This is a genomic window from Hymenobacter aranciens, from assembly GCF_030580865.1.
GTDB lineage: Bacteria > Bacteroidota > Bacteroidia > Cytophagales > Hymenobacteraceae > Hymenobacter > Hymenobacter aranciens.
Genome location: NZ_JAUQSY010000004.1, coordinates 354,682 through 374,307 on the forward strand (window position 1 = coordinate 354,682; position 19,626 = coordinate 374,307).

The window sequence follows — 19,626 nt, forward strand, 5'->3', positions numbered from 1 at the left end:
GGCTTTTTTGCCTTCCCCGAGCTCTCGCCGGGTCACTAGCCAGCACCAATATTTTGTTTTTTTCGGCCCCTTTTGAATCCTTGGAACGGCCCTATTGCGTATTTGCCCACAGATACCCAACAACGTCTTGGTTTTATTCAACTAAGAACCGGCTATTGTAGGCCGGCAAAGTCCGTATTGCCTTCATTTTCCACTTTCACCACTTATCTCACTCCCATGTCTGAGAACCTCCAGCCCGGCGGCCCCGATGGCACCCAGCTCGCCCAGCCGCTCTACGTACCCATCAAGCGGCGCTCTTTCTTCATGTATGCTGGCGCTACGGCCGGAGCTACGGCTCTGCTGCTGAGCAGCTGCGACGATGACGACGACGTTACCCCCCCTAGCCTGCCCGTGGGCAACAGCGTCAACGCCGATGGCTCCATCAGCCTCGGCTCGGGCGACGTGGGCGTGCTCAACTACGCTTATGCGCTGGAGCAGCTCGAAGCCGATTTCTATGCTAAGGTGGCGGCTACCAGTGGCATCCTGTCGGGCACCGAGCTGAGCTACTTCCAGCAGGTAGCCGCGCACGAAGCCATTCACCGCGACTTCTTCAAGAAAGCCATCACCGGCGCGGCCAGCGCTCAGCTGTTGCGCAATCTGACACCGAAGTATCCGGCCGACACCTTCACCAGCCGGGCTAAAATCCTGGAAACGGCCAAAGCGTTCGAAGACCTCGGCGTGGCTGCCTACAATGGCGCCGGCAAGCTCATCCAAACTCCGGCTTACCTGGTGATTGCCGGTCAGATTGTGTCGGTCGAAGCCCGCCACGCGGCCTACATCCGCGACCTGATTACGCCCGGCTCCTTTGCCGCCGACGACCAAGTGGATGCTCAGGGCCTCGATAAGGCCTGGACGCCGACGCAGGTGCTGACTGAAGCGCAAAAATTCATTACCGAAAAGATTGATGGCAGCAAAGTGGGTGCCCGCTAAGCTTCCCTTCCACTCACCTTGTAACCTTCCTTCGTTATGAACTTCTTCGAAATAATCAAGCAACTTGCCGAGGTAGACTCGGACGTCCTCGGTCGCCTCGACTCGCGCCGGGCCGTATTCAGCTCGCTGGGCACTGCCGCCAAGCGTGGCGCCATGGCGGCTACCCCAGCGCTGCTGGGCGCCTTCTTCCAGAAAGCCTACGCTGGCACGTCCGGCACTAAAGTGGGGACCATCGCCGAGATTTTTAAGTACGCGCTGACCCTGGAGCAACTCGAAGCCGACTTCTACAAGAAAATGGTGGATTCTTCGGTCTTCGGCAGCCAAAGCGCTGCAGCCCAAGCTGCCATCCGGCAAATCAAAAAGCACGAAGACGCGCACGTTGCGTTGCTCAGTGCAGTGCTGACCGGTTTGGGCTCGCCCTCGACTACGACGACTACCTTTAAAGCTTCTGCTTTCCCAGCCGACTGGACTGGTCAGCTGCAAGTAGCCCAACTGCTGGAAGATACCGGCGTGCGGGCCTATAAAGGCCGCGCCGGCGACATCCTCGCCGCCGGTGGTGCCGCCGATGCCAACGTCACCGGTGTAGGCACCGTGAACCCGCTACAGGCCGCTCTGCAAATTCACTCGGTGGAGGCCCGTCACGCCGCTCACATCCGCTACATGCGCAGCCAGACGCCGTGGATTACCGGCTCCGGCGACCTTGACGGTCAGGAACATTACAAGGGAACTACCCCCGAAAGCACTACGACCCAAGCCGGTATCGACTTGCTGACGGTGACCAGCGGCAAAACCTACACGACGGCTGAGGCCGCCGCCTCATTCGACGAAATCCTGACCCCGGCCGAGGTGCTCGACCCCGTACGCGCAGGTGCTCTGGTAGGCTAGTTGGTGCCTGAACCTCATCTAAAAGCCGGTTCCGCAGTTGCGGGACCGGCTTTTTCTGTAATCCGCCAACTCCCTTTCAGTAAATCCATTACATTATTCCTTCCTGACTCGCGCCGCCACCGGCGCCGCTACCGTCCCGGTAGGGCCGCAGCGGCTAAGCCAGGCGTTGCAACCATTGCGGGGGTAGCCAGTACCTTTGTAGCTGTATTGGCCTGCCCGCGCTGCCGGGTTAGGAGCCTAATTCCACTTGAATGTCTGATAAATCGTCTTTCTTCGCGCAGTCCTCTTCGTTTATCCAGCGGCGCTCTTTCCTGAAATATGCCGGGGCTACTGCCGGCACGGCCGCACTAGTGCTGGCCGGCTGCAAAGACGACGCCCCCGGCGTCGAGCCTGCCAACACAATGGTTGAAGTAGGCTCGGCCGACAATGGCGTGCTGAACTACGCCTACGCCCTGGAGCAGCTCGAAGCCGCATTTTACCTCCGCCTGCGCACTGGTCTTTATTATACTACCATTGCTACGGCCGCCGAAAAGCAGATTCTGGACGACTTGGCCAAGCACGAGAAAACGCACGTCGATTTTCTAAAGTCCGTCATCCCCAGCGGTTCCATCATCAAAACGCTGGAGGTCGATTTCAGCAGCATCAACTTCGACACGCGGCAGACCGTGCTCATGGCCGCCATGACGTTTGAGGACCTCGGCGTGGCCGCCTACAACGGCGCCGCCCGCTACCTCACCAATCCGCTGACCGTGCTCACGCTGGGCAAAATCGTCTCGGTCGAAGCCCGTCACGCGGCCTTGATTCGGGACTTGCTGACCTATAACTCATTTACCGGCAGCGATGTAGTAACGCAGTTTGTGCCCGCCTCCGGTCTGCCCGGCGACGGCACCGGCACCGGCCTGGAAATCTCCAAAACGCCGGCTCGGGTTATAGAGCTGGTCAATCCTTTCCTCAAGGACGGCTCCAAGCTGGTGGCCGCCAGCCTGGCCTAACGCAACCGCAGTGCATCAACGGCTACAGCGAAGCCCTTCACTGCCTACTCTCTAACTATTACCCCTGCGGGCATGGACTTTATTAAAATCATTACCGAAATCGAGAAAATCGACCCCGAAATCTATGAGCGGCTCGACACCCGCCGACGGGTGTTTCAGCACGTTTCGGGCCTCGGCAAGAAACTAAGCGCCGCCGCCCTGCCCGGTTTGGTAAGTATGCTGTTCAACAAAGCTTACGGGCAAAGCGGCAACACCAGTCTGCCCCAAGGCATCGTTGATATTCTTAATCTGGCGCTGCAGCTCGAATACCTGGAATATTATTTCTACGACAAGGTTCTGACCACCACGTCACTGCTGAACACTGCCGATGCAGCCGCCGTAACCGCCATCCGCAACGACGAGTCGGGGCACATCAAGGTGCTGCGTGAGGCCCTGGGCACCAGGGCCAAGCCGCAAAGCGCCCCCACGGCGGACGCATTCGACTATACTGCCGGCGGCCGCTTCCCGAACGTCTTCACCAGCGCCGCCGTCTTTTTCACCGTCGCCCAATGCTTCGAGGACCTAGGCGTGCGGGCCTACAAAGGCGCGGCACCCAAGCTCCTCTCCAACAAAACCCTACTGGAAACGGCGCTCAATATCCATTCCGTCGAGGCACGGCACGCCTCGCACATCCGCACGCTGCGCCGGGGCCTGAGTGCCGGGGTCAGCGGGCCGGATGCCGCTCAGGCACTGCCCAGCCTCACGTCTTTGGCCACCAAGCCCAAGAGCTGGATTTCAGGTACCGACGCCGATGGTCCGTCGGCCCCCTTCACGGCGGCCATCTACGGCGCGGGCAGCCCGGCCGTAGGCGTAGCGGCGCAGCTTTTCTATCCGGCCGAGAGCAATGTTACGCAAGTCGGTATCAATGTGCAAACTACTCCCATGGCCCCCACTAATGAGCTACCCCTCAATGCTGCTTCCGCGTCCGAAGCCTTCGATGAGGCTCTGAATGACGGCGTAGTGAAGGATATTGCGCTGAACTTCCGGTCGGCGCTGGGTGCCAGTATTGGTTTGGAGTTATTTCAATAGCCGCCCCGGGCAACTTGCTCGGCTTCAGGCTTTTTACTTTTGACAATGTCATCTTCTTCTTTATCCGATACTTCCACCGGGACGTTGGTGCGGCGCCGGACTTTCCTACAGGCGGCTGGTGTGGTAGCTGGCGCTACCGCCCTCACGCTGGCCGGTTGCAGCGACGACACCCCCACTACCCCCGTCGACCCCTATCTGCTCAGTCTGCAAGAGGCTGATGCCGGCTTGCTTAATTACCTCTACCTGCTCGAGCAGTTGGAAGCAGGCTTCTATCAGCAGGTGCTGGATGTGCCCCCTACCGACCTGCAAGCCAGCGACCTGACTTACCTGCGCGACCTGCGCGACCACGAGCTGATTCACCGCGAAACCTTGCTCTTCGCCCTCGGCAGCGCCAACGCTGCGCCCGTGCCCACTCTCACGTTCAACTTTTCGACCCTCAACCTCACTACGCGGGCCGGCGTGCTGGCCGCCGCCAAAACCTTTGAGGAACTGGGCGTAGCAGCCTACAACGGGGTTTTACACCTCGTAGCAGACACTACTACCCTGCAACTGCTGGCCAAAATAGCCTCTGTCGAAGCCCGCCACGCTGACTTTATCAACGAGCTGCTAACTCCTAACACTTTCGCTACCACTATGGTGGTCAATGAAGGCCCCCTGTTCAGCGTGGCTGCCAGTAAAACGCCCACGCAGGTTATTGCTGAGGCGGCGCCGTTCTTTCTTCCTTATAAAGTATCCGTCACCGCACTGCCTACCACGTAGGGCTTGCGGCTTGTTTATATGAATATTCTCTCGATTCTCGACCAGCTTAGCTCGCCGAACTCCACCACTGCTGCCCCGCGCCGCCACGTCCTGCACCAGTTGGGCGCAGCCGGCGCACGTCTGGTAGCCGCCGGCTTGCCCATAGTGCTGGCTACCAGTCCGGCCCAGGCCCGGCCCAGCGCCACCGCTCTCGATGCTGTGCTGCTGCTGCTTAAGCTCGAAGAACTTCAGGTGGCTTTCTACACGCAGGCCGCCAGTGCAGCGGCCTTAGCTGCTTATCAGGCCGATATCACCACTATCCAGGCGCACCAGCGGGGTCATCTCACCTTCCTGCGCCAGTTCCTGACCAATGCCGGCGTGGCCGTCCCCGCCACCCCAACCTTCGATTTCAGCGGCCAGCGCGGCAACACTGCCAACCCGGTTCTGTTCGCCGATGTGTTTACTAGCCCGGCCAATTTCTTGCAGCTGGCCCAGCAACTGGAAGACGCTGCCGCCGGCATTTACCTCAGTCAGGCCGCCGTTTTCACCGAGCGTCCGACTATCATGGCGCTCTACCGCATGCAGTCGGTTGAGGCCCGCCACGCGGCCCGCATTCGCAGCCTGCGCCAGACGCTGCTGGGCACCGCTGGCCGCGCCAAAAGCTGGCCCAGCCGGGCCGATACGGCGCCCAGTGCCCTCATCAGGGTGCCCGCAGTGCCTGCCACTACCCCCGCCAGCACTACGTCCATCTACAGCTTCGAAAACAACGAAACGCAGCTGGTAGGCGGCTCCCGCATTGTGCCTTACGCTACCCTGCTGGCCGATGCTTCCAAACTGGTACAATCTAACTCGCTGGCGGAAGCCTTCGATGAGCTGCTGCCCGCTGCCCAGGCCACAGCCCTGCTGAATATTTTCGGTTAGGTCGCCAACAAAATTTTGGCATTTTCCGTAAAACGGCGGCCGAAAACGCTTGTTTCGCGTATTTCGGTATCCTTCCCGGGAACGATTGCGGAGTTTTGCTTGCGTTCATCCGGATTGCGTTTGTACCTTGCTTCCACTTGGCCGCCGCCCCGGTCAATTTCCTACCCCACGCTTTTCACCGCCCACTAGAATATTATGCTAGACTACGTGAAAATGATTCTGTTAAAGGTCAGCTTTAACAAAGCGCTGTTCGAAAAAGAGCTGCGCAAAGCCCTCCACGTGCTGCTCCCGGCAGAAGTGCCAGACTTCCGTACCTGGTGTTACGAGCAGTTTTCACGCATTTACCGCGCCATACTGAACCAAGTATTCGGTCTGGCGGTAGCATAGCCGTGTTTCACCTATTCTTCCGGGGCATGAAACTCCTCCTCACCCGTCACAAAACGGATGTTGCGGGTGAGGCCCGCGTAGCCTGTGCGCTTCACTGCCGACTGCCGGAACAGCTCCGCAAACAGCTCGTGCGTGATTTCCTGCCAGTCGGTTTTGCTTAAATCCTTCAGGCCGGGGTGCGGGTCGAACTGCGGCTCCTGGTGCGGCTTGGCAAAGCGGTTCCAGGGGCATACGTCCTGGCAGATGTCGCAGCCGAATACCCAGTTGCCGAACTGCCCGGCTACTTCGGTCGGAATCTGGTCCTTCAGCTCAATGGTGAAGTAGCTGATGCACTTGCTGCCATCCACTACGTAGGGCTCAGTAATGGCCTGTGTGGGGCAGGCATCGAGGCACTTGGTGCAGGTGCCGCAGTAGTCGCGGATGGCGCCGTCGTAGTCCAGCTCCACGTCCACAATCAGCTCGGCGATGAAGTAGAACGAGCCCGCGCCCGGCGTGATGAGGTTCGAGTTTTTGCCCACCCAGCCCAGACCGCTTTTCTTGGCCCAGGCCTTGTCCAGCACCGGCGCCGAATCGACAAAGCAGCGCCCCACGATGTGGCCGATTTCGGCCTCCATGTCGGCCAATAGCGTTTTCAGCTTGTCCTTGATGACAAAGTGATAATCGCGGCCGTAAGCGTATTTACTGATTTTCAGCGTGTCATCGGGTTGCTGATTTTCCGGCGGCGGGTAGTAATTCAGCAGCAGGGAAATAACCGACTTGGCTCCATCCACCAGCAAGCGCGGGTCGAGGCGCTTGTCGAAGTGGTTTTCCATGTAGCCCATGCGGCCGTTCATGCTGCGCTTGAGCCAGTTTTCGAGGCGCGGCGCTTCCTCTTCCAGAAACTCAGCTTTGGAAATGCCGCAAGCCATAAAGCCAAGCTCGGCCGCGCGGCGCTTAATAAAGGAAGTCCACTGGGACCGGGAAAGCATAATAATGGCGTATTAGCCTGCGAAGAAACAAGAAACGCGCCACTGGGAGCGGCGCGTTCCAAACAAACTTCTGCGTTCATCGCTGAGCTACTGCGTAATCTCATCAAACAAGCTGCCCGAATTGCCGCGCAGGTGCGCGGGCAGCAGCCGCCCCAGGTGCTGGTACGCTGCCTCAGTAGCCTCGCGGCCCCGCGCCGTGCGCTTGATGTAGCCTTCCTGAATGAGGAACGGTTCGTACACTTCCTCGATGGTTTCGCCTTCCTCGCCACAGGCCGTGGCGATAGTGCTGATACCCACCGGACCACCCTTGAACTTGTCGATGATGGTGCTGAGGATGCGCTTGTCCATGTCGTCAAGGCCGCGGGCGTCCACATCGAGGGCGTTCAGGGCAAACTGCGCGATTTCGACCGTGATGGTGCCGTCGCCCTTGATTTGGGCAAAGTCACGAGTGCGGCGCAGCAGGTTGTTGGCAATGCGGGGCGTGCCGCGCGAACGGCGGGCAATTTCGTAAGCCGCATCCTCGTGGATGGGCGTGCCGAGAATGTCAGCTGAACGCTCCACGATGGTAGTGAGCAACTTGGAATCGTAATACTCCAAGCGGGCCGAGATGCCGAAGCGGGCCCGTAGCGGCGCCGTGAGCATACCCGAGCGCGTGGTGGCCCCGATGAGCGTGAACGGCGACAGCGAAATCTGCACCGAGCGGGCATTGGGGCCCGAGTCGAGCATGATATCGATGCGGTAGTCCTCCATGGCCGAGTAGAGGTACTCCTCTACCACCGGGTTGAGGCGGTGGATTTCGTCGATGAACAGCACGTCGTGCGGCTCCAGGTTGGTGAGCAGACCGGCTAGGTCGCTGGGCTTGTCGAGCACCGGGCCGGAGGTCATTTTGATGTTGGAGCCCAGCTCATTGGCAATGATGTGCGAGAGCGTGGTTTTGCCCAGGCCGGGAGGGCCGTGCAGCAGCACGTGGTCGAGAGCGTCGCCGCGCTGCTTGGCAGCGGCCACGAACACCTTGAGGTTTTCGAGGATTTTGTCCTGACCGGTGAAGTCGTCGAAGGAAAGCGGGCGCAGGGCTTTGTCGATGTCCTTGTCGGTACCATCGTAGCCCTCGGTGCCGCCGGAGAGAAAGGCTTCGCGCATAGCGTTAGTTTATTGGCAGTTGCTAATAGCCCATCGTCGGTAACGAATGGGTAGCTGGCCAACGATTTTAGGCAAGAAAAAGCTCCCGCTTTTAGCCAAAAAAGTTAGTCTTTCGCAAACATTCCGCCGCAATTAATGCTGCTGCACCGGACTGTCCACCAACAAAAATAGGTAGGGCGAGGCTTCCGCGTACGGCTGCCGGCCGGTGAGACGCTGGGTGAGCTGGTTGGCGGCCTCCTGCCAGGCGGGCGGGTTGCCAGGTAAGTCGGCACGCCGCGCCGGGGCGAGCAGCTTGTTGTAGTCGGCAGCGGTAAACTCATAGGCCTCGTTGTTGCCCAGGCGGGCGGGTTGCAGGCCAGAACCGGTATCACCCAGACCCTCAGCACCTATCAGCACAACTTCACCTTTAGCATTGATAAGGGCGCCAGCCAGGGCCAGCACGGTGGTGGTGGCATTGAGGTTCTCGAGGCGCGTGAGGTGCTGCACGTGGCCGGAGCCGGAGTCGAGATAATAATCAGTGGCCGTAGCGCCACCCGTGGAAAAAGGACCAGCGGAAGCTGTTTTCATCGAAAAATACAGCTGCGACTCGCGTACCAGCGGCACCAACAGGTAATCAAGCTTTTGGGTGACCATGAGCTCCAGCAGCAGTTGCCGGGTTTTGCCTTGCCCGTTCCAGCCCGCGAGCTGCACCACGCCCTTGCCGGGATTGGGATTTTGCAGATTCAGGACATAGCCGGGCAGGGTACCGGGCAATTCCTGGTCGGGGCTACCAAAGTACACCTCGGGCAGGCTATTGCTTTTGGCGCCCGCTGGCAGGGCCACGGGCAGCAAGCCGGGCTGGCGGCTCAGGTAGCGCGTCAGTGAATCGAGCAGCTCCGGGGCGCGGGTTTGGGCCAGGATGCGCGCGGCTGCCGGGTGTTGCAGCCGCACCGGCAGCACCCCGATGCGGGCGTTAGCGCCGGGAATAGCCTTGGGCTGATAGGCATGATAGTAAGGTGAATGCGTAACGGCCGTGGGGCCGCGCAAGCCTTGGGCTGAAGTACGACCAACAATTAGCAATGCTGCTACTGCCAGCAGGCAGCTGGGAACGAAGCGACGAACAGAAATCATCGAGGAAAGTGGATTTTACTCCTTGACTCCGGAACGCCGCCGGTAGTTGCCTAGCGTTCCATCAGCACCTCGATGTCGAGGTGCAGCCAGTCGTCTTCCCAGGCCTTGTGGTTGAGGCGGGCCACGAGGGGAAAACCGGCATCGAGCAGGCGGGCCACGGTTTCGTTGCGGCCTTCGGGCAGGTAGCCAAGCCAGATGTTGGCGGCATCGGTGACGGGGTGGGTGTGCACCTGCACGGCCCAGTCGTCGTACTTACTGTCGGCTTCGCGGGTGAGGTACAGCGTTTGGCCGAGGTGCAGCTCGGCTTCGTGCGACGGCAAATCGGGGCGGTGCGAGGTGCCGGCAACGAGGCACTCCAGCAAAACGAGGGGGGTGGCGGGCTTCATGGGGGCAAGTTAGGGCCTACGCGCGGGATAAGGCCCTGGCGACGGCTTGGTTTACGGTGGCCAGCGCCGGAACAAGCCGGAATAACCCAGACCTTACCGGCCTTTCAATGGCCTTTTGCCGGCAGGTAGTGTGAAGTTTGCCAAATATTTCCCAATTTCCCGTTACCATCATGCGTGGTACCCGCTTAGCATAAATCTATCATGGCTGAGTTTGACGATAACGAAGAAGAATTTGACGACTCCGACGCGCCCGAGCCTTCGGCCGAGGAGCGCGAGGCCGCAATTGAGCGCATGGTAGCCGCCCTGCCGGCCGAGCTCTACCCCGTGATGCAGCCGCTACTGATGATGAGTCAGTTGGCTAACCACGCCCTGCTGGGCCACGCCGACGACCCCGTGCCCCAGGCCCTTAAAGAGCTGCTGGACTACGACCACGATTTTGTGCGCGAGGTGATGGCCGTGAATGACACGCCCAGTCTGGGCCGCCTGCTGGCCACTAATATGTTGCAGATGTTCGACTTCCTGCTCGTGGGCCGCCTGGTGTTCGATAGTTCGCTCGAGCCCACGCTGCGCGCCTACCTCAACCGCAACAGTCCCGCCGAAGCCGACGACACCAGTATGCGCGACTACGTGCTGGACTACGGCGAAACCATGCTCGAAAACCTGACTCAATATCTTACTAGTGGCGATGCCGACCTGGAAGAAGAGCTGCGCATGCGCCGCCTCCAGACCGAAAGCATCTTCGCCCGCCTCGGTGATACGCTGCGCATGTTTTATCCGCCCGGCCAATCGCCCGAAGAGTTGGCAGCCGAGCGTCTCGATGCGCAGGATGAGGCTGAAGATGCTGAAGAAATGGCCGTCACGGTGCGGTTCAATCAAATCCAGCTGGTGACGCTGGGCACGGCCCTCAAGCTGCCCACGATGCTGATTGGGCTGGCCGAAACGCCGTTTGGCCGGGCGCTGGAAACGGTGCCGCGCTTCCGCAAAAAGGCGCTGGAACGCCTGGCCGAACGCATGAGCGCAGCCGAACCCGACGAGGAATTTCCGCTCGCATGGTCGGAGCTGCTACGCCTCTACCAGGCGGCGCAGGTGTGCGCCCTGAGCGTGGTGGCTGACGTGTTCTGGGTGGGCAGTATCGAGGATGTGCTGCTGAGCGGCGGCCCCCGCAACCCCGCCGACGGCTACGAGCCCGAAGGCCCCGGCCTGCCCGCCGAAGAAGCCCGCCAAACCCGCGAAATGCTGACGAGGCTGATGAGCGGCTTCATCGAGCTGGTTGAGGAAAACTACCTGGACGATGAGGATGTGATGGCGGCCAAAGCCGAGATTTCGCAGCTGGCGGAGCTGTTGGCATAGCCAGGCGGCGCTCACTAATTATTCTCCCTTAATTACACCTACTTAACCCATGGCAACTTCGTCTACTCCCACTGGATTACCTGATATTTACACTCCTTCTGCGCAACTCCTTACTTTGATTGGCCTGGGTAACCGCGCATTGTTTTCGCGCAAGGAAGACCCGCTGCCGCAGGCGCTGCACGCCCTGACCGAGTACGACATGGCGGCAGTGGACCGCGTGAGCGCCGTCAAGGATTCGGCCGGCCTGTATGCCCTGCTGGAAACAGAGCCGGAAACCTTTACCGACCATCTACTGCTGGGCCAGCTGGTGTATGCATCACCCCTGGGCCCTTGCATTGCCGCGATGCTGGCGCCCGATGGCTCGGCCGATGAGGCTACGCTGGCCCAACGCCGGGCCGAGCTGCCGGCCTATGTGCTGCATCATGCCGAGTGGAACAGCAACTTGTTTGAAAACTACCTACTCAGCCGCCACTACGAAGCCGACCGGGCCGAAGTGCAACAAGAGCGCGCCGAACTCAAAAAGGCCCTCGAAGCTGCTTTTGCGGAGTGGCAGCATTCGCTGGGAGCCTTGGGAATGCCGGCGCCGCCTCCCGTAATGCCGCTGGCGGGCACGGGCTGGTCGCTGCATCCCATGCAGATACAGCTGGATATGTTGGTGGTGGCCACTACCGTGTTGCGGGCACTGCCGGCCCTCAGCAGCCATCCGTTTGCCCAGGCAGTGCAGCGGCTGCCCGATTTCAACTCGCAACGGCTCGAAGAGCTGACCGATTACCTGAAGGCGGCCGAGGCCGAGGAGCGGCTGCGCCTCACCCGGGCCCAGGGCCTGCTGCTCTATGTGGCAGCGCATCTGGTGATGATGCTGTTTGTGCACGACGTGCTCGATGCCGGCGGCCTTGACGACTTTCTGCTACAGGAGCACCGGTTGACGGACGATATTGAGGACTTACCGGAAAAAATCAGCGACATGCGCGAAGCGGCGGCCATCATGTTGAGCGGCTACATCGAAGTAGTGCGCGAAAATGAGGGCGACGCAGCAGACTTTCAGGCGCTGGAGGCGCGGCTGCAGCCGGTGCTGGCGCTAGCTAGCCAATGAGGGCCGGGCTAATGCGGGAATTGGTCTAAGTTACAGACCTTATTCCTCGACTTTCTTTTTCCAATAAAAAAAGTATTTATCGCCGGAGCGTTGGCGCTGGTAGCGGCTAGCTCTTGGGCTTTTTAGCAAAAAGTATCGCCTGACCATTCAGGCTACATGATGGTAATAGGATGCGTAAGCTTAGCTTCCGAGCCACCATCAATCACAATCACGGTTATCTCACCAACAGGTGAAGCCCAGACACAATTAATAAGTAATAAAGTGACCCGGGTTAATTTTATCGAATCGGAGCAGCAACTTCACAAAGCTATACTTATCAAATTGAACACCCTTAAAAGCGAAGGTTACAAATTAGTCACTACTAACATTAACTACGAGGACCCAATCTATAAACACATTTACATTCTAGACAAATAAAAAAGGGTGCTCCTTTGAGCACCCTTTTTTATTTGTCTAGAATGTACCTCTACTTAAACGCCTGAATCCCGGTAATATCGGCCCCGGTGATGAGCAGGTGAATGTCGTGCGTGCCCTCGTAGGTAATCACCGATTCGAGGTTCATCATGTGGCGCATCATGGGGTATTCACCGGTGATGCCCATGCCACCGTGAATCTGGCGGGCTTCGCGGGCAATGTGCAGGGCCATGTCCACCGAGTTGCGCTTGGCCATCGAGATTTGGGCGCTGGTGGCTTTGCCTTCGTTTTTGAGCACGCCCAGGCGCCACACCATCAGCTGGGCTTTGGTGATTTCGGTAATCATCTCGGCCAGCTTCTTCTGTTGCAGCTGGAAGCTGGCGATGGGCTTGCCGAACTGCTCGCGCTGCAGCGAGTATTTCAGGGCCGACTCGTAGCAGTCGATGGCCGCGCCGATGGCCCCCCAGGCGATGCCGAAGCGGGCCGAGTCGAGGCAGCCCAGCGGGCCTTTGAGGCCGTCGATGTTGGGCAGCAGGTTTTCCTTGGGCACCTTCACGTTGTCGAACACCAACTCGCCGGTGCAGCTAGCGCGCAGGCTCCACTTGTTGTGGATTTCGGGGGTGGTGAAGCCTTCCATGCCGCGCTCCACGATGAGGCCCTTGATGCGGCCTTCCTCGTTTTTGGCCCACACCACGGCCACCTGGCACTCGGGCGAGTTCGAAATCCAGAGCTTGGCGCCGTTCAGCAGGTAATGGTCGCCCATGTCCTTGACGGTGGTGGTCATGCCGCCGGGGTTCGAGCCGTGGTCGGGCTCCGTCAGGCCGAAGCAGCCGAGCCACTCGCCGCTGGCGAGCTTGGGCAGGAATTTCTTGCGCTGCTCTTCGGAGCCGTATTGGTAGATGGGGAACATCACCAGCGAGCCCTGCACCGAGGCGGTGGAGCGCATGCCGGAGTCGCCGCGCTCAATTTCCTGCATGATGAGGCCGTAGCTGATGTAGTCCATGCCGCCGCCGCCGTACTCGGTGGGGATGGTGGGGCCGAAGGCGCCCACGTCGCCGAACTTGCGGACGATTTCGGAGGGGAAGTGGTTATCCTGCGCCCACTTCTCGATGTAGGGGTTGATTTCCTTTTTCACGAAATCGCGGATGCTCTGGCGCACGAGGATGTGCTCCTCGGTGAGCAGGCCGTCGAGGTCGAAGTAATCGGTGAAGCCGTTGGCATTGGTGGAGCCGCCCTGCTTGCTGTGGGCCTTGGCTTTGGGGGAGAGGACGTCGGTTTCGGAGGACATGGAGGGAAAATGGGTGGGATTTTTTTTTGCAAAGATACGGGCAGATAGCGCCTTGCTGGGTCTAAAAAAATGCCAGCTCCCGCCTTCGGCTGCCCGTCACCAAAGCTCCAGCCGACCCGCCCCAAGCCGGGCCCGAAGCCCCCAAAGCGGCAGCAGAAGCGCCCTAAGCCCTGCCCGAGACCTCACAAGCCTTAGCCGAGTCCACCAAAGCTATTCCCGAAGTCATAGAAGCTGTATCCGAGGCGGCAGAAGCCGTTTGCGAGGATGTTTTTGCACCTTCAGGCAGGTTTTATGGTATTCTAGCAATGCGTTTCACTGCCTGGGTCAGCCATTTTTCGGCCCGGGCTCGTTTAACGGGCGCCGTTGGCTACCCGCCTGCTACATTCGCAGCCCCGGCCCACCTCCCACCCGCCCCATGCCTACACCACTACCCACTCACCACGCCAAAAAGCTCAACCAGCTGGAGGCCACTGCTATTTGCGGCAACGATATTTCCTCGTCGTGCCTCTACGTGTCGGCGCTGGTTATCAGCCTGGCGGGGCAGTACGCCTGGATTTCGCTAGTCATCGTAGCCGGACTGCTGTACCTGTTTCGCAAGATTTACGGCGAAGTTGTCGGCGCGCTGCCCCTGAACGGCGGCGCCTACAACGTGCTGCTGAACACCACCAGTAAGAGCAACGCCGCCTTGGCCGCCTGCCTCACCATCCTCTCGTACATGGCCACGGCGGTGATTAGCGCCACCGATGCCATGCACTACCTCTACCTGCTGGCCCCGATTCCGGGGATGCCGGTGCTGCTGGCCACGGCCGGGCTGCTGCTGTTTTTTCTGCTGCTCACCTCCGCCGGTATGTCCGAATCGGCGATTGTAGCGGTGGTTATCTTTCTGGCGCACCTCACGTCGCTGGTGCTGCTGGTGGGGTCGGGCGCGTGGTTTGTGTGGCAGCACGGACTGGTGCAGCTGCACCTCAACTACGCGCAGCCGGTGGTGGGCGGCAGCATTGCTATGGCCCTTTTTCTGGGCTTCAGCGCGGCCATGCTGGGCATTTCGGGCTTCGAGAGCTCAGCCAACTTCGTGGAGGAGCAGGCCCCGGGCGTATTCCTGAAAACCCTGCGCAACATGTGGGTCGTGGTCAGTTTTTTCAACCCCGTGATTGCGCTGCTGGCGGTGGCCGTGCTGCCGCTGGCCACCGTGGGCGAGCACCAGGAAACCCTGCTCTCGTACCTCGGCCAGCTCACCGGCGGCCCCTGGCTGGCCAAAGTCATTTCCGTCGATGCCGTGACGGTGCTCAGCGGCGCCGTGCTCACGAGCTTCGTGGGCGTGAGCGGCCTCATGAAGCGCATGGCCTTGGACCGCATCTGGCCGCAGTCGTTTCTGAAGGAAAACCGGCGCGGGGCCAACTACCTCATTCTGCTTATTTTCTTCGCCCTGTGTCTGTCCATTTTGTTCATTACCAAGGGCGAGCTCTCGACGCTAGCAGGCGTGTACACTATCTCGTTCCTGTCGGTTATGGCGTTTTTTGCCATCGGCAACTTCCTGCTGAAAATCAAGCGCGGCAAGCTACCCCGGCCGGTGTACGCGGGGGTGTTCAGCGTATTTCTGGCGTTGGTGGGCGTGCTGGTCGGCCTGTATGGCAACGTGAGCAAAAACCCCGTTCACCTCGTGGTATTCCTGCAATACTTTTTGCCGGCGGTGCTCATTATCTACGCCATGCTGGAGCGCATTGCGCTGCTTAATTTGATTCTGGCCGGCGCCACGTCTTTTTATGAAGGCTTCCGGCGCCTGGCTATCAGCAGCCAGGTCACCATCCGGCGGCTGGTGCGCGAGCTGAACGAGCAGGAATTCGTATTCTTCACCAAGGGCGACAACGTGGCCAACCTCAACAAGGTGATGACTTACGTGGAGGAAAACGAGTTTACTAACCGCCTTAAAATCGTGATGCTACTACCGGAAGGCGAAATCGTGCCCGAGGGCCTGCTCAACGATTTGCACGTACTCGACCGCGCTTATCCCAACCTGCATCTGGAGTTTGTAACCATGCCCGGCACCTTCGGGCCGGAGCTGATTGAGCGGCTGTCGCAGGAGTGGAAGATTCCGAAGAACTTCATGTTCATCGGCTCGCCGGGGAATAAATTTCCGTACCAGATTTCGGAATTGGGCGGGGTGCGACTGATTATTTGAACAATAGCGCGGACTTTGTAGTCCGCGAGTGCGAACGTTCACACTCGCGGACTACAAAGTCCGCGCTACATTTCTTGCAGATTTCATTTCCGCCCGTACATTTGCACCGCTCCCCGTTCACGCGGCGGGGCACCTTATCAAGAAAGGCAGAGGGACAGGCCCGATGAAGCCTTAGCAACCAGTGGATGACACCAGGTGCTAAATCCTGTTCCGAAACAGCTCCGGCTGCTTCGGAAGAAGATAAGTTGCAAGAACTGCCACCGGTTGCAAACGGCGGGCTGCTCTTCTGACTTGTCGGAAGGGCTTTTTTTATGCTCTTTCGGTGAGGAGGATTAACTGAACTTGACAAGGTGCCGCGCGGTGAAGGAGGGGAGTTTTCGCTAACTCTCAAACTGTTCAACACCATGCAGCTCAGCACTCGCCTCCTCCACGCCATCCCCTCCGACCCCCAGACCGGCGCCATCGCCGTACCCATTTACCAGACCTCGACCTTCATCCAGGAAGCGCCGGGTGTGAACCTCGGCTACGACTACGCCCGCTCGGGCAACCCCACCCGCCAGGCCCTCGAAAACCTGGTGGCCACCCTCGAAAGCGGCCACGCCGGCTTCGCCTTCGCCAGCGGCCTCGCCGCCATCGACGCGGTGGTAAAGCTGCTCTCGGCCGGCGACCAGATTGTGGCCATCGACGACATCTACGGCGGCGCCTTCCGCCTCTTCGAGCACGTGTACCGCCGCCTGGGCATCGACATTGTGTACTGCGATACCACCGACGCCGCCAACGTGGCCGCCGTCCTCACGCCCCGCACCCGCCTCATCTGGCTCGAAAGCCCCTCCAACCCCACGCTCAAAGTATCGGATATCAGCGCCATCGCCGCCATTGCCAAAGCCAATAACGTACTACTGTGCGTCGATAACACCTTTGCTTCGCCCATTTTGCAGCGGCCCATCGAACTGGGTGCCGACATCGTGGTTCACTCCGCCACGAAGTACCTCGGTGGGCACTCCGACCTCATTGCCGGGGTGGTAGTGGCCGGCACGGCCGAGCTGGCTGCTCAACTCAAGTTCATTCAGAACGCCTCGGGCGGCATCCTCGGGCCGTTTGATTCTTTTCTCGTCATCCGCGGCATTGAAACGCTGGCGCTACGGGTGAAACAGCATTGTAGCTCGGGGCTGGCGGTGGCGAAATTCCTGCAGGCGCAGCCCGAAATCGCGCAGGTATTCTACCCCGGCCTGGAAGACCACCCCAACCACGCCGTGGCGCGGCGGCAGCAGCCGGGCGGCTTCGGCGGCATCGTGTCCATTGCTCTGGCCGACGACTCGGTGGAATCCGCCACGCGCTTTGTGACCTCAACGCGGCTATTCAAACTGGCTGAAAGTCTGGGCGGACCGAAAAGCCTGCTCTGCCACCCGGCGACCATGACGCACAAATCGACGCCCGCCGCCCAGCGCCGGGCCGCCGGCGTAGCTGATGGTTTGGTGCGGCTGTCGGTGGGGCTGGAAGACGCCGAGGACTTAATTCAGGACCTGGCGCAGGCGCTGGCGCTGGTGCGCATCGGGGCGGAAGCGCGGGCCGAAGTTTCTGTAGCCTAATTCCTTATTTCTGTCTTTCTGAGCTATGACTCGCACCACTATTTCCATCGGCCTTTTCGGTTTCGGCTGCGTGGGCCAGGGCCTGCACGAAGTGCTGGAACGCACGCCCGGCCTGCGCGCCCGCATTGCCCGCATCGGCGTGAAAAACCGCACGAAAGCCCGTGCGCTGCCCGCCGAATATTTCTCCTTTGACCGCGACGATTTGCTGTACGACCCGGCGGTGAACGTCATCGTGGAGCTGATTGACGACGCCGACGAAGCCTACCAGATTGTGAAAACCGCCCTGCACCTGGGCAAAGCCGTGGTGACGGCCAACAAGAAAATGCTGGCCGAACACCTCCCCGAACTCATTGCCCTGCAACGCAGTACCGGTACCCCGCTGCTCTACGAGGCCGCCGCCTGCGCCAGCCTGCCCGTCATCCGCAACCTGGAGGAATATTACGACACCGACCTGCTCGATTCGGTGGAAGGCATCATCAACGGCTCGACCAACTACATCCTCACCGCGATGCACCGCGACGCGCTGCCCTTTGCCGAAGCCCTGGCCCGAGCGCAGGCGCTGGGTTTTGCTGAAAGCAACCCCGCCCTCGACGTACAGGGCCTCGACGCCCGCAACAAGCTGGTACTGCTGCTGGCGCACGCCTTCGGGCTGGTAGTAGGACCAGAAGAATTGCTGACTGTGGGCATCGACAACATCAGCCCCCTGGCCGCCGCCTACGCCCGCGAGCGTGGCCTCACTCTCAAGCTGCTGGCCGAGGCCCGCCGCCTGCCCGATGGCGGCATTGCCGCAGCCGTGCTGCCCGCGCTGCTGGCCCCCGAACACGAGTTGGCCCGCGTGCAGGACGAATACAACGGCCTCATCACCCAGAGCGGCTTTGCTGACCGGCAGTTTTTCCTGGGGCGCGGGGCCGGGGCTTTTCCCACCGCCTCAGCCGTGCTCAGCGACCTCTCGGCCCTCACCTACGGCTATCGCTACGAGTACAAAAAGCTGCACCAGAATCAAGCGCTGGCGCTGCGACCCGAGGCTACAGAACTAGATGTGCTGGTGACCTACACTAATGGACAATCATCATTAATCGAGGATTTTACGCAGGTTCACGAGCAGTTTCACTCCCGCATGCAGGGGCACTACCTCACGGGCACCATCGGACTAGCGCAGCTGGCCGGCGCGGTGTGGCTGCGGGCGCCGGGCGTGAGCGTGGTGCGGCTGCCGGGCGCTTTGCGAGAGGTACTTGCAGCGGCTTCCGAGCTCACGGAACTGACCACCCGATAACAAAAAAGTCCCGCGTCAGTAATGACACGGGGCTTTTGGCGGTACCAGTCCGTGCTACATTTCTTCTTCGAGCAGTTGCATCACCTCGCGCATCGAGCCGTGCTTCACGGTACTTTTGAGCTTGTTGATGTATGTGCGCAGCTTTTGTACTTCCTCGTGTGGGTCGCGCACGACAGTGCCCAGCAGGTAGTCGGTACTTACGCCGTAGAACCTGGCAATTGCCACCAGCTGGTGGTACGTGGGGTTCGAGCGGTTGTTCTCAATCAGGGAAATCCGGCTGTTGTCGGTGCCCAGCACTTCGGCTATTTCGGAGGCCGTAAAGCCGCCCGCCTTGCGCAGGTGCGTCAACCGCTGGTTCAATTCTTTGAAAATGCGTGTGCCGTAGGGCTGTGGGTCAGCCAAGGGCGAATTGTCCAAGATTTGCAGATAGGGTGCAGCGGCTTCTGCGTCGAGGTGGCCACCAAGGGCCGCCACCAGCTTCTCCCATTCTACCTTGCGCAGTGGAGCCCGCCCATTCTCCCACAAGGTAATACGGTTGTACGGCAGGCCTAGCTTCTGAAAGAGTCCATTTTGGGTGAGGCCAGCGCGCTGGCGGCCTTCTTTAAGTAGCGTGCCCAGAGCCCGGCTCTCGGGCGTGGTCACGATAGCCTGAGTGGACAAGGCATCAAAGCCATCCTGGGGCAAGCGCCTGGCCAGCCTGGCAATATCACCGGCCAGCGGCTCGGTGGCGCCGGTGGTCCACTGCTGTACCCGCTCCGGCGGGAAGCCCGTGAGTGGGGCAAATTCTTCAAGAGTTAAACTTCGGCGCTCGGCCGCAGTATCCAGGAGTTTCTGAAAAGGGGTTTTCATGAGGGCGTGTGGATTCGTTAAGATTGT

At 60.0% G+C, this 19,626-nt stretch carries 18 protein-coding genes and 1 riboswitch; of the genes, 12 read left to right on the plus strand and 6 right to left on the minus strand.

The features are described 5' to 3' along the window. Positions 1–216: 216 nt before the first annotated feature. The 7 genes from Q5H93_RS07805 to Q5H93_RS07835 all read left to right on the plus strand — a co-directional run bounded on the left by Q5H93_RS07805 (position 217) and on the right by Q5H93_RS07835 (position 5,960). Positions 217–969 (plus strand): ferritin-like domain-containing protein, encoded by a 753-nt coding sequence (locus Q5H93_RS07805; RefSeq protein WP_305005948.1) that lies wholly within the window; start codon positions 217–219, stop codon positions 967–969. Positions 970–1,005: 36 nt separating this feature from the next. Continuing rightward, positions 1,006–1,854 carry a ferritin-like domain-containing protein gene (locus Q5H93_RS07810; RefSeq protein WP_305005949.1) on the plus strand — a complete coding sequence of 283 codons (849 nt, stop codon included), beginning with the start codon at positions 1,006–1,008 and terminating at the stop codon, positions 1,852–1,854. 251 nt (positions 1,855–2,105) lie between these two features. Next, entirely contained in the window at positions 2,106–2,846 is a 741-nt protein-coding gene (locus Q5H93_RS07815; RefSeq protein ID WP_305005950.1) for a ferritin-like domain-containing protein, read from the plus strand. 72 nt (positions 2,847–2,918) lie between these two features. After that, complete coding sequence (locus Q5H93_RS07820; RefSeq protein WP_305005951.1) at positions 2,919–3,914, plus strand: ferritin-like domain-containing protein; 996 nt, start codon at positions 2,919–2,921, stop codon at positions 3,912–3,914. Between the two features lie 45 nt (positions 3,915–3,959). Then, a complete protein-coding gene (locus Q5H93_RS07825) occupies positions 3,960–4,673 on the plus strand; it encodes a ferritin-like domain-containing protein (protein ID WP_305005952.1) in 714 nt (237 codons plus the stop codon). An 18-nt stretch (positions 4,674–4,691) separates the two neighbouring features. After that, on the plus strand, positions 4,692–5,573 hold the full coding sequence (locus Q5H93_RS07830; protein ID WP_305005953.1) for a ferritin-like domain-containing protein: 882 nt from the start codon (positions 4,692–4,694) through the stop codon (positions 5,571–5,573). A 195-nt stretch (positions 5,574–5,768) separates the two neighbouring features. Beyond that, the gene (locus Q5H93_RS07835) at positions 5,769–5,960 is read left to right on the plus strand and encodes a hypothetical protein (protein ID WP_305005954.1); all 192 of its coding nucleotides are present in this window, start codon (positions 5,769–5,771) and stop codon (positions 5,958–5,960) included. An 11-nt stretch (positions 5,961–5,971) separates the two neighbouring features. On the opposite strand, the gene queG is transcribed toward Q5H93_RS07835, so the two are convergent. The 4 genes from queG to Q5H93_RS07855 form a co-directional block, all read right to left on the minus strand. Then, positions 5,972–6,928: a tRNA epoxyqueuosine(34) reductase QueG gene (gene queG / locus Q5H93_RS07840; protein ID WP_305005955.1), complete on the minus strand. Its 957-nt coding sequence runs from the start codon at positions 6,926–6,928 to the stop codon at positions 5,972–5,974. A gap of 87 nt (positions 6,929–7,015) precedes the next feature. Beyond that, entirely contained in the window at positions 7,016–8,068 is a 1,053-nt protein-coding gene (gene ruvB / locus Q5H93_RS07845) for a Holliday junction branch migration DNA helicase RuvB (RefSeq protein ID WP_305005956.1), read from the minus strand. A 132-nt stretch (positions 8,069–8,200) separates the two neighbouring features. Beyond that, positions 8,201–9,178, minus strand: coding sequence for a hypothetical protein (locus Q5H93_RS07850; protein WP_305005957.1), 978 nt, complete (start codon positions 9,176–9,178; stop codon positions 8,201–8,203). A gap of 50 nt (positions 9,179–9,228) precedes the next feature. Next, on the minus strand, positions 9,229–9,564 hold the full coding sequence (locus tag Q5H93_RS07855) for an HIRAN domain-containing protein (RefSeq protein ID WP_305005958.1): 336 nt from the start codon (positions 9,562–9,564) through the stop codon (positions 9,229–9,231). 201 nt (positions 9,565–9,765) lie between these two features. On the opposite strand from Q5H93_RS07855, the gene Q5H93_RS07860 reads away from it, so the two are divergent. Next, entirely contained in the window at positions 9,766–10,914 is a 1,149-nt protein-coding gene (locus Q5H93_RS07860) for a hypothetical protein (protein ID WP_305005959.1), read from the plus strand. A gap of 49 nt (positions 10,915–10,963) precedes the next feature. Next, a complete protein-coding gene (locus tag Q5H93_RS07865) occupies positions 10,964–12,007 on the plus strand; it encodes a hypothetical protein (protein ID WP_305005960.1) in 1,044 nt (347 codons plus the stop codon). Between the two features lie 466 nt (positions 12,008–12,473). Here Q5H93_RS07865 and Q5H93_RS07870 read toward each other — a convergent pair whose 3' ends face one another. Next, positions 12,474–13,709 carry an acyl-CoA dehydrogenase family protein gene (locus Q5H93_RS07870; protein ID WP_305005961.1) on the minus strand — a complete coding sequence of 412 codons (1,236 nt, stop codon included), beginning with the start codon at positions 13,707–13,709 and terminating at the stop codon, positions 12,474–12,476. A 415-nt stretch (positions 13,710–14,124) separates the two neighbouring features. On the opposite strand from Q5H93_RS07870, the gene Q5H93_RS07875 reads away from it, so the two are divergent. From Q5H93_RS07875 to Q5H93_RS07885, 3 genes are all read left to right on the plus strand, one after another. Next, positions 14,125–15,888, plus strand: a complete 1,764-nt coding sequence (locus Q5H93_RS07875) for an APC family permease (protein WP_305005962.1) — start codon at positions 14,125–14,127, stop codon at positions 15,886–15,888. Positions 15,889–16,019: 131 nt separating this feature from the next. Further along, positions 16,020–16,135: riboswitch (SAM riboswitch) on the plus strand. A 157-nt stretch (positions 16,136–16,292) separates the two neighbouring features. Beyond that, positions 16,293–17,477 (plus strand): trans-sulfuration enzyme family protein, encoded by a 1,185-nt coding sequence (locus tag Q5H93_RS07880; protein WP_305005963.1) that lies wholly within the window; start codon positions 16,293–16,295, stop codon positions 17,475–17,477. Positions 17,478–17,502: 25 nt separating this feature from the next. Further along, complete coding sequence (locus tag Q5H93_RS07885) at positions 17,503–18,750, plus strand: homoserine dehydrogenase (protein WP_305005964.1); 1,248 nt, start codon at positions 17,503–17,505, stop codon at positions 18,748–18,750. A gap of 54 nt (positions 18,751–18,804) precedes the next feature. On the opposite strand, the gene Q5H93_RS07890 is transcribed toward Q5H93_RS07885, so the two are convergent. After that, complete coding sequence (locus Q5H93_RS07890) at positions 18,805–19,599, minus strand: helix-turn-helix transcriptional regulator (protein WP_305005965.1); 795 nt, start codon at positions 19,597–19,599, stop codon at positions 18,805–18,807. Between the last annotated feature and the right edge of the window lie 27 nt (positions 19,600–19,626).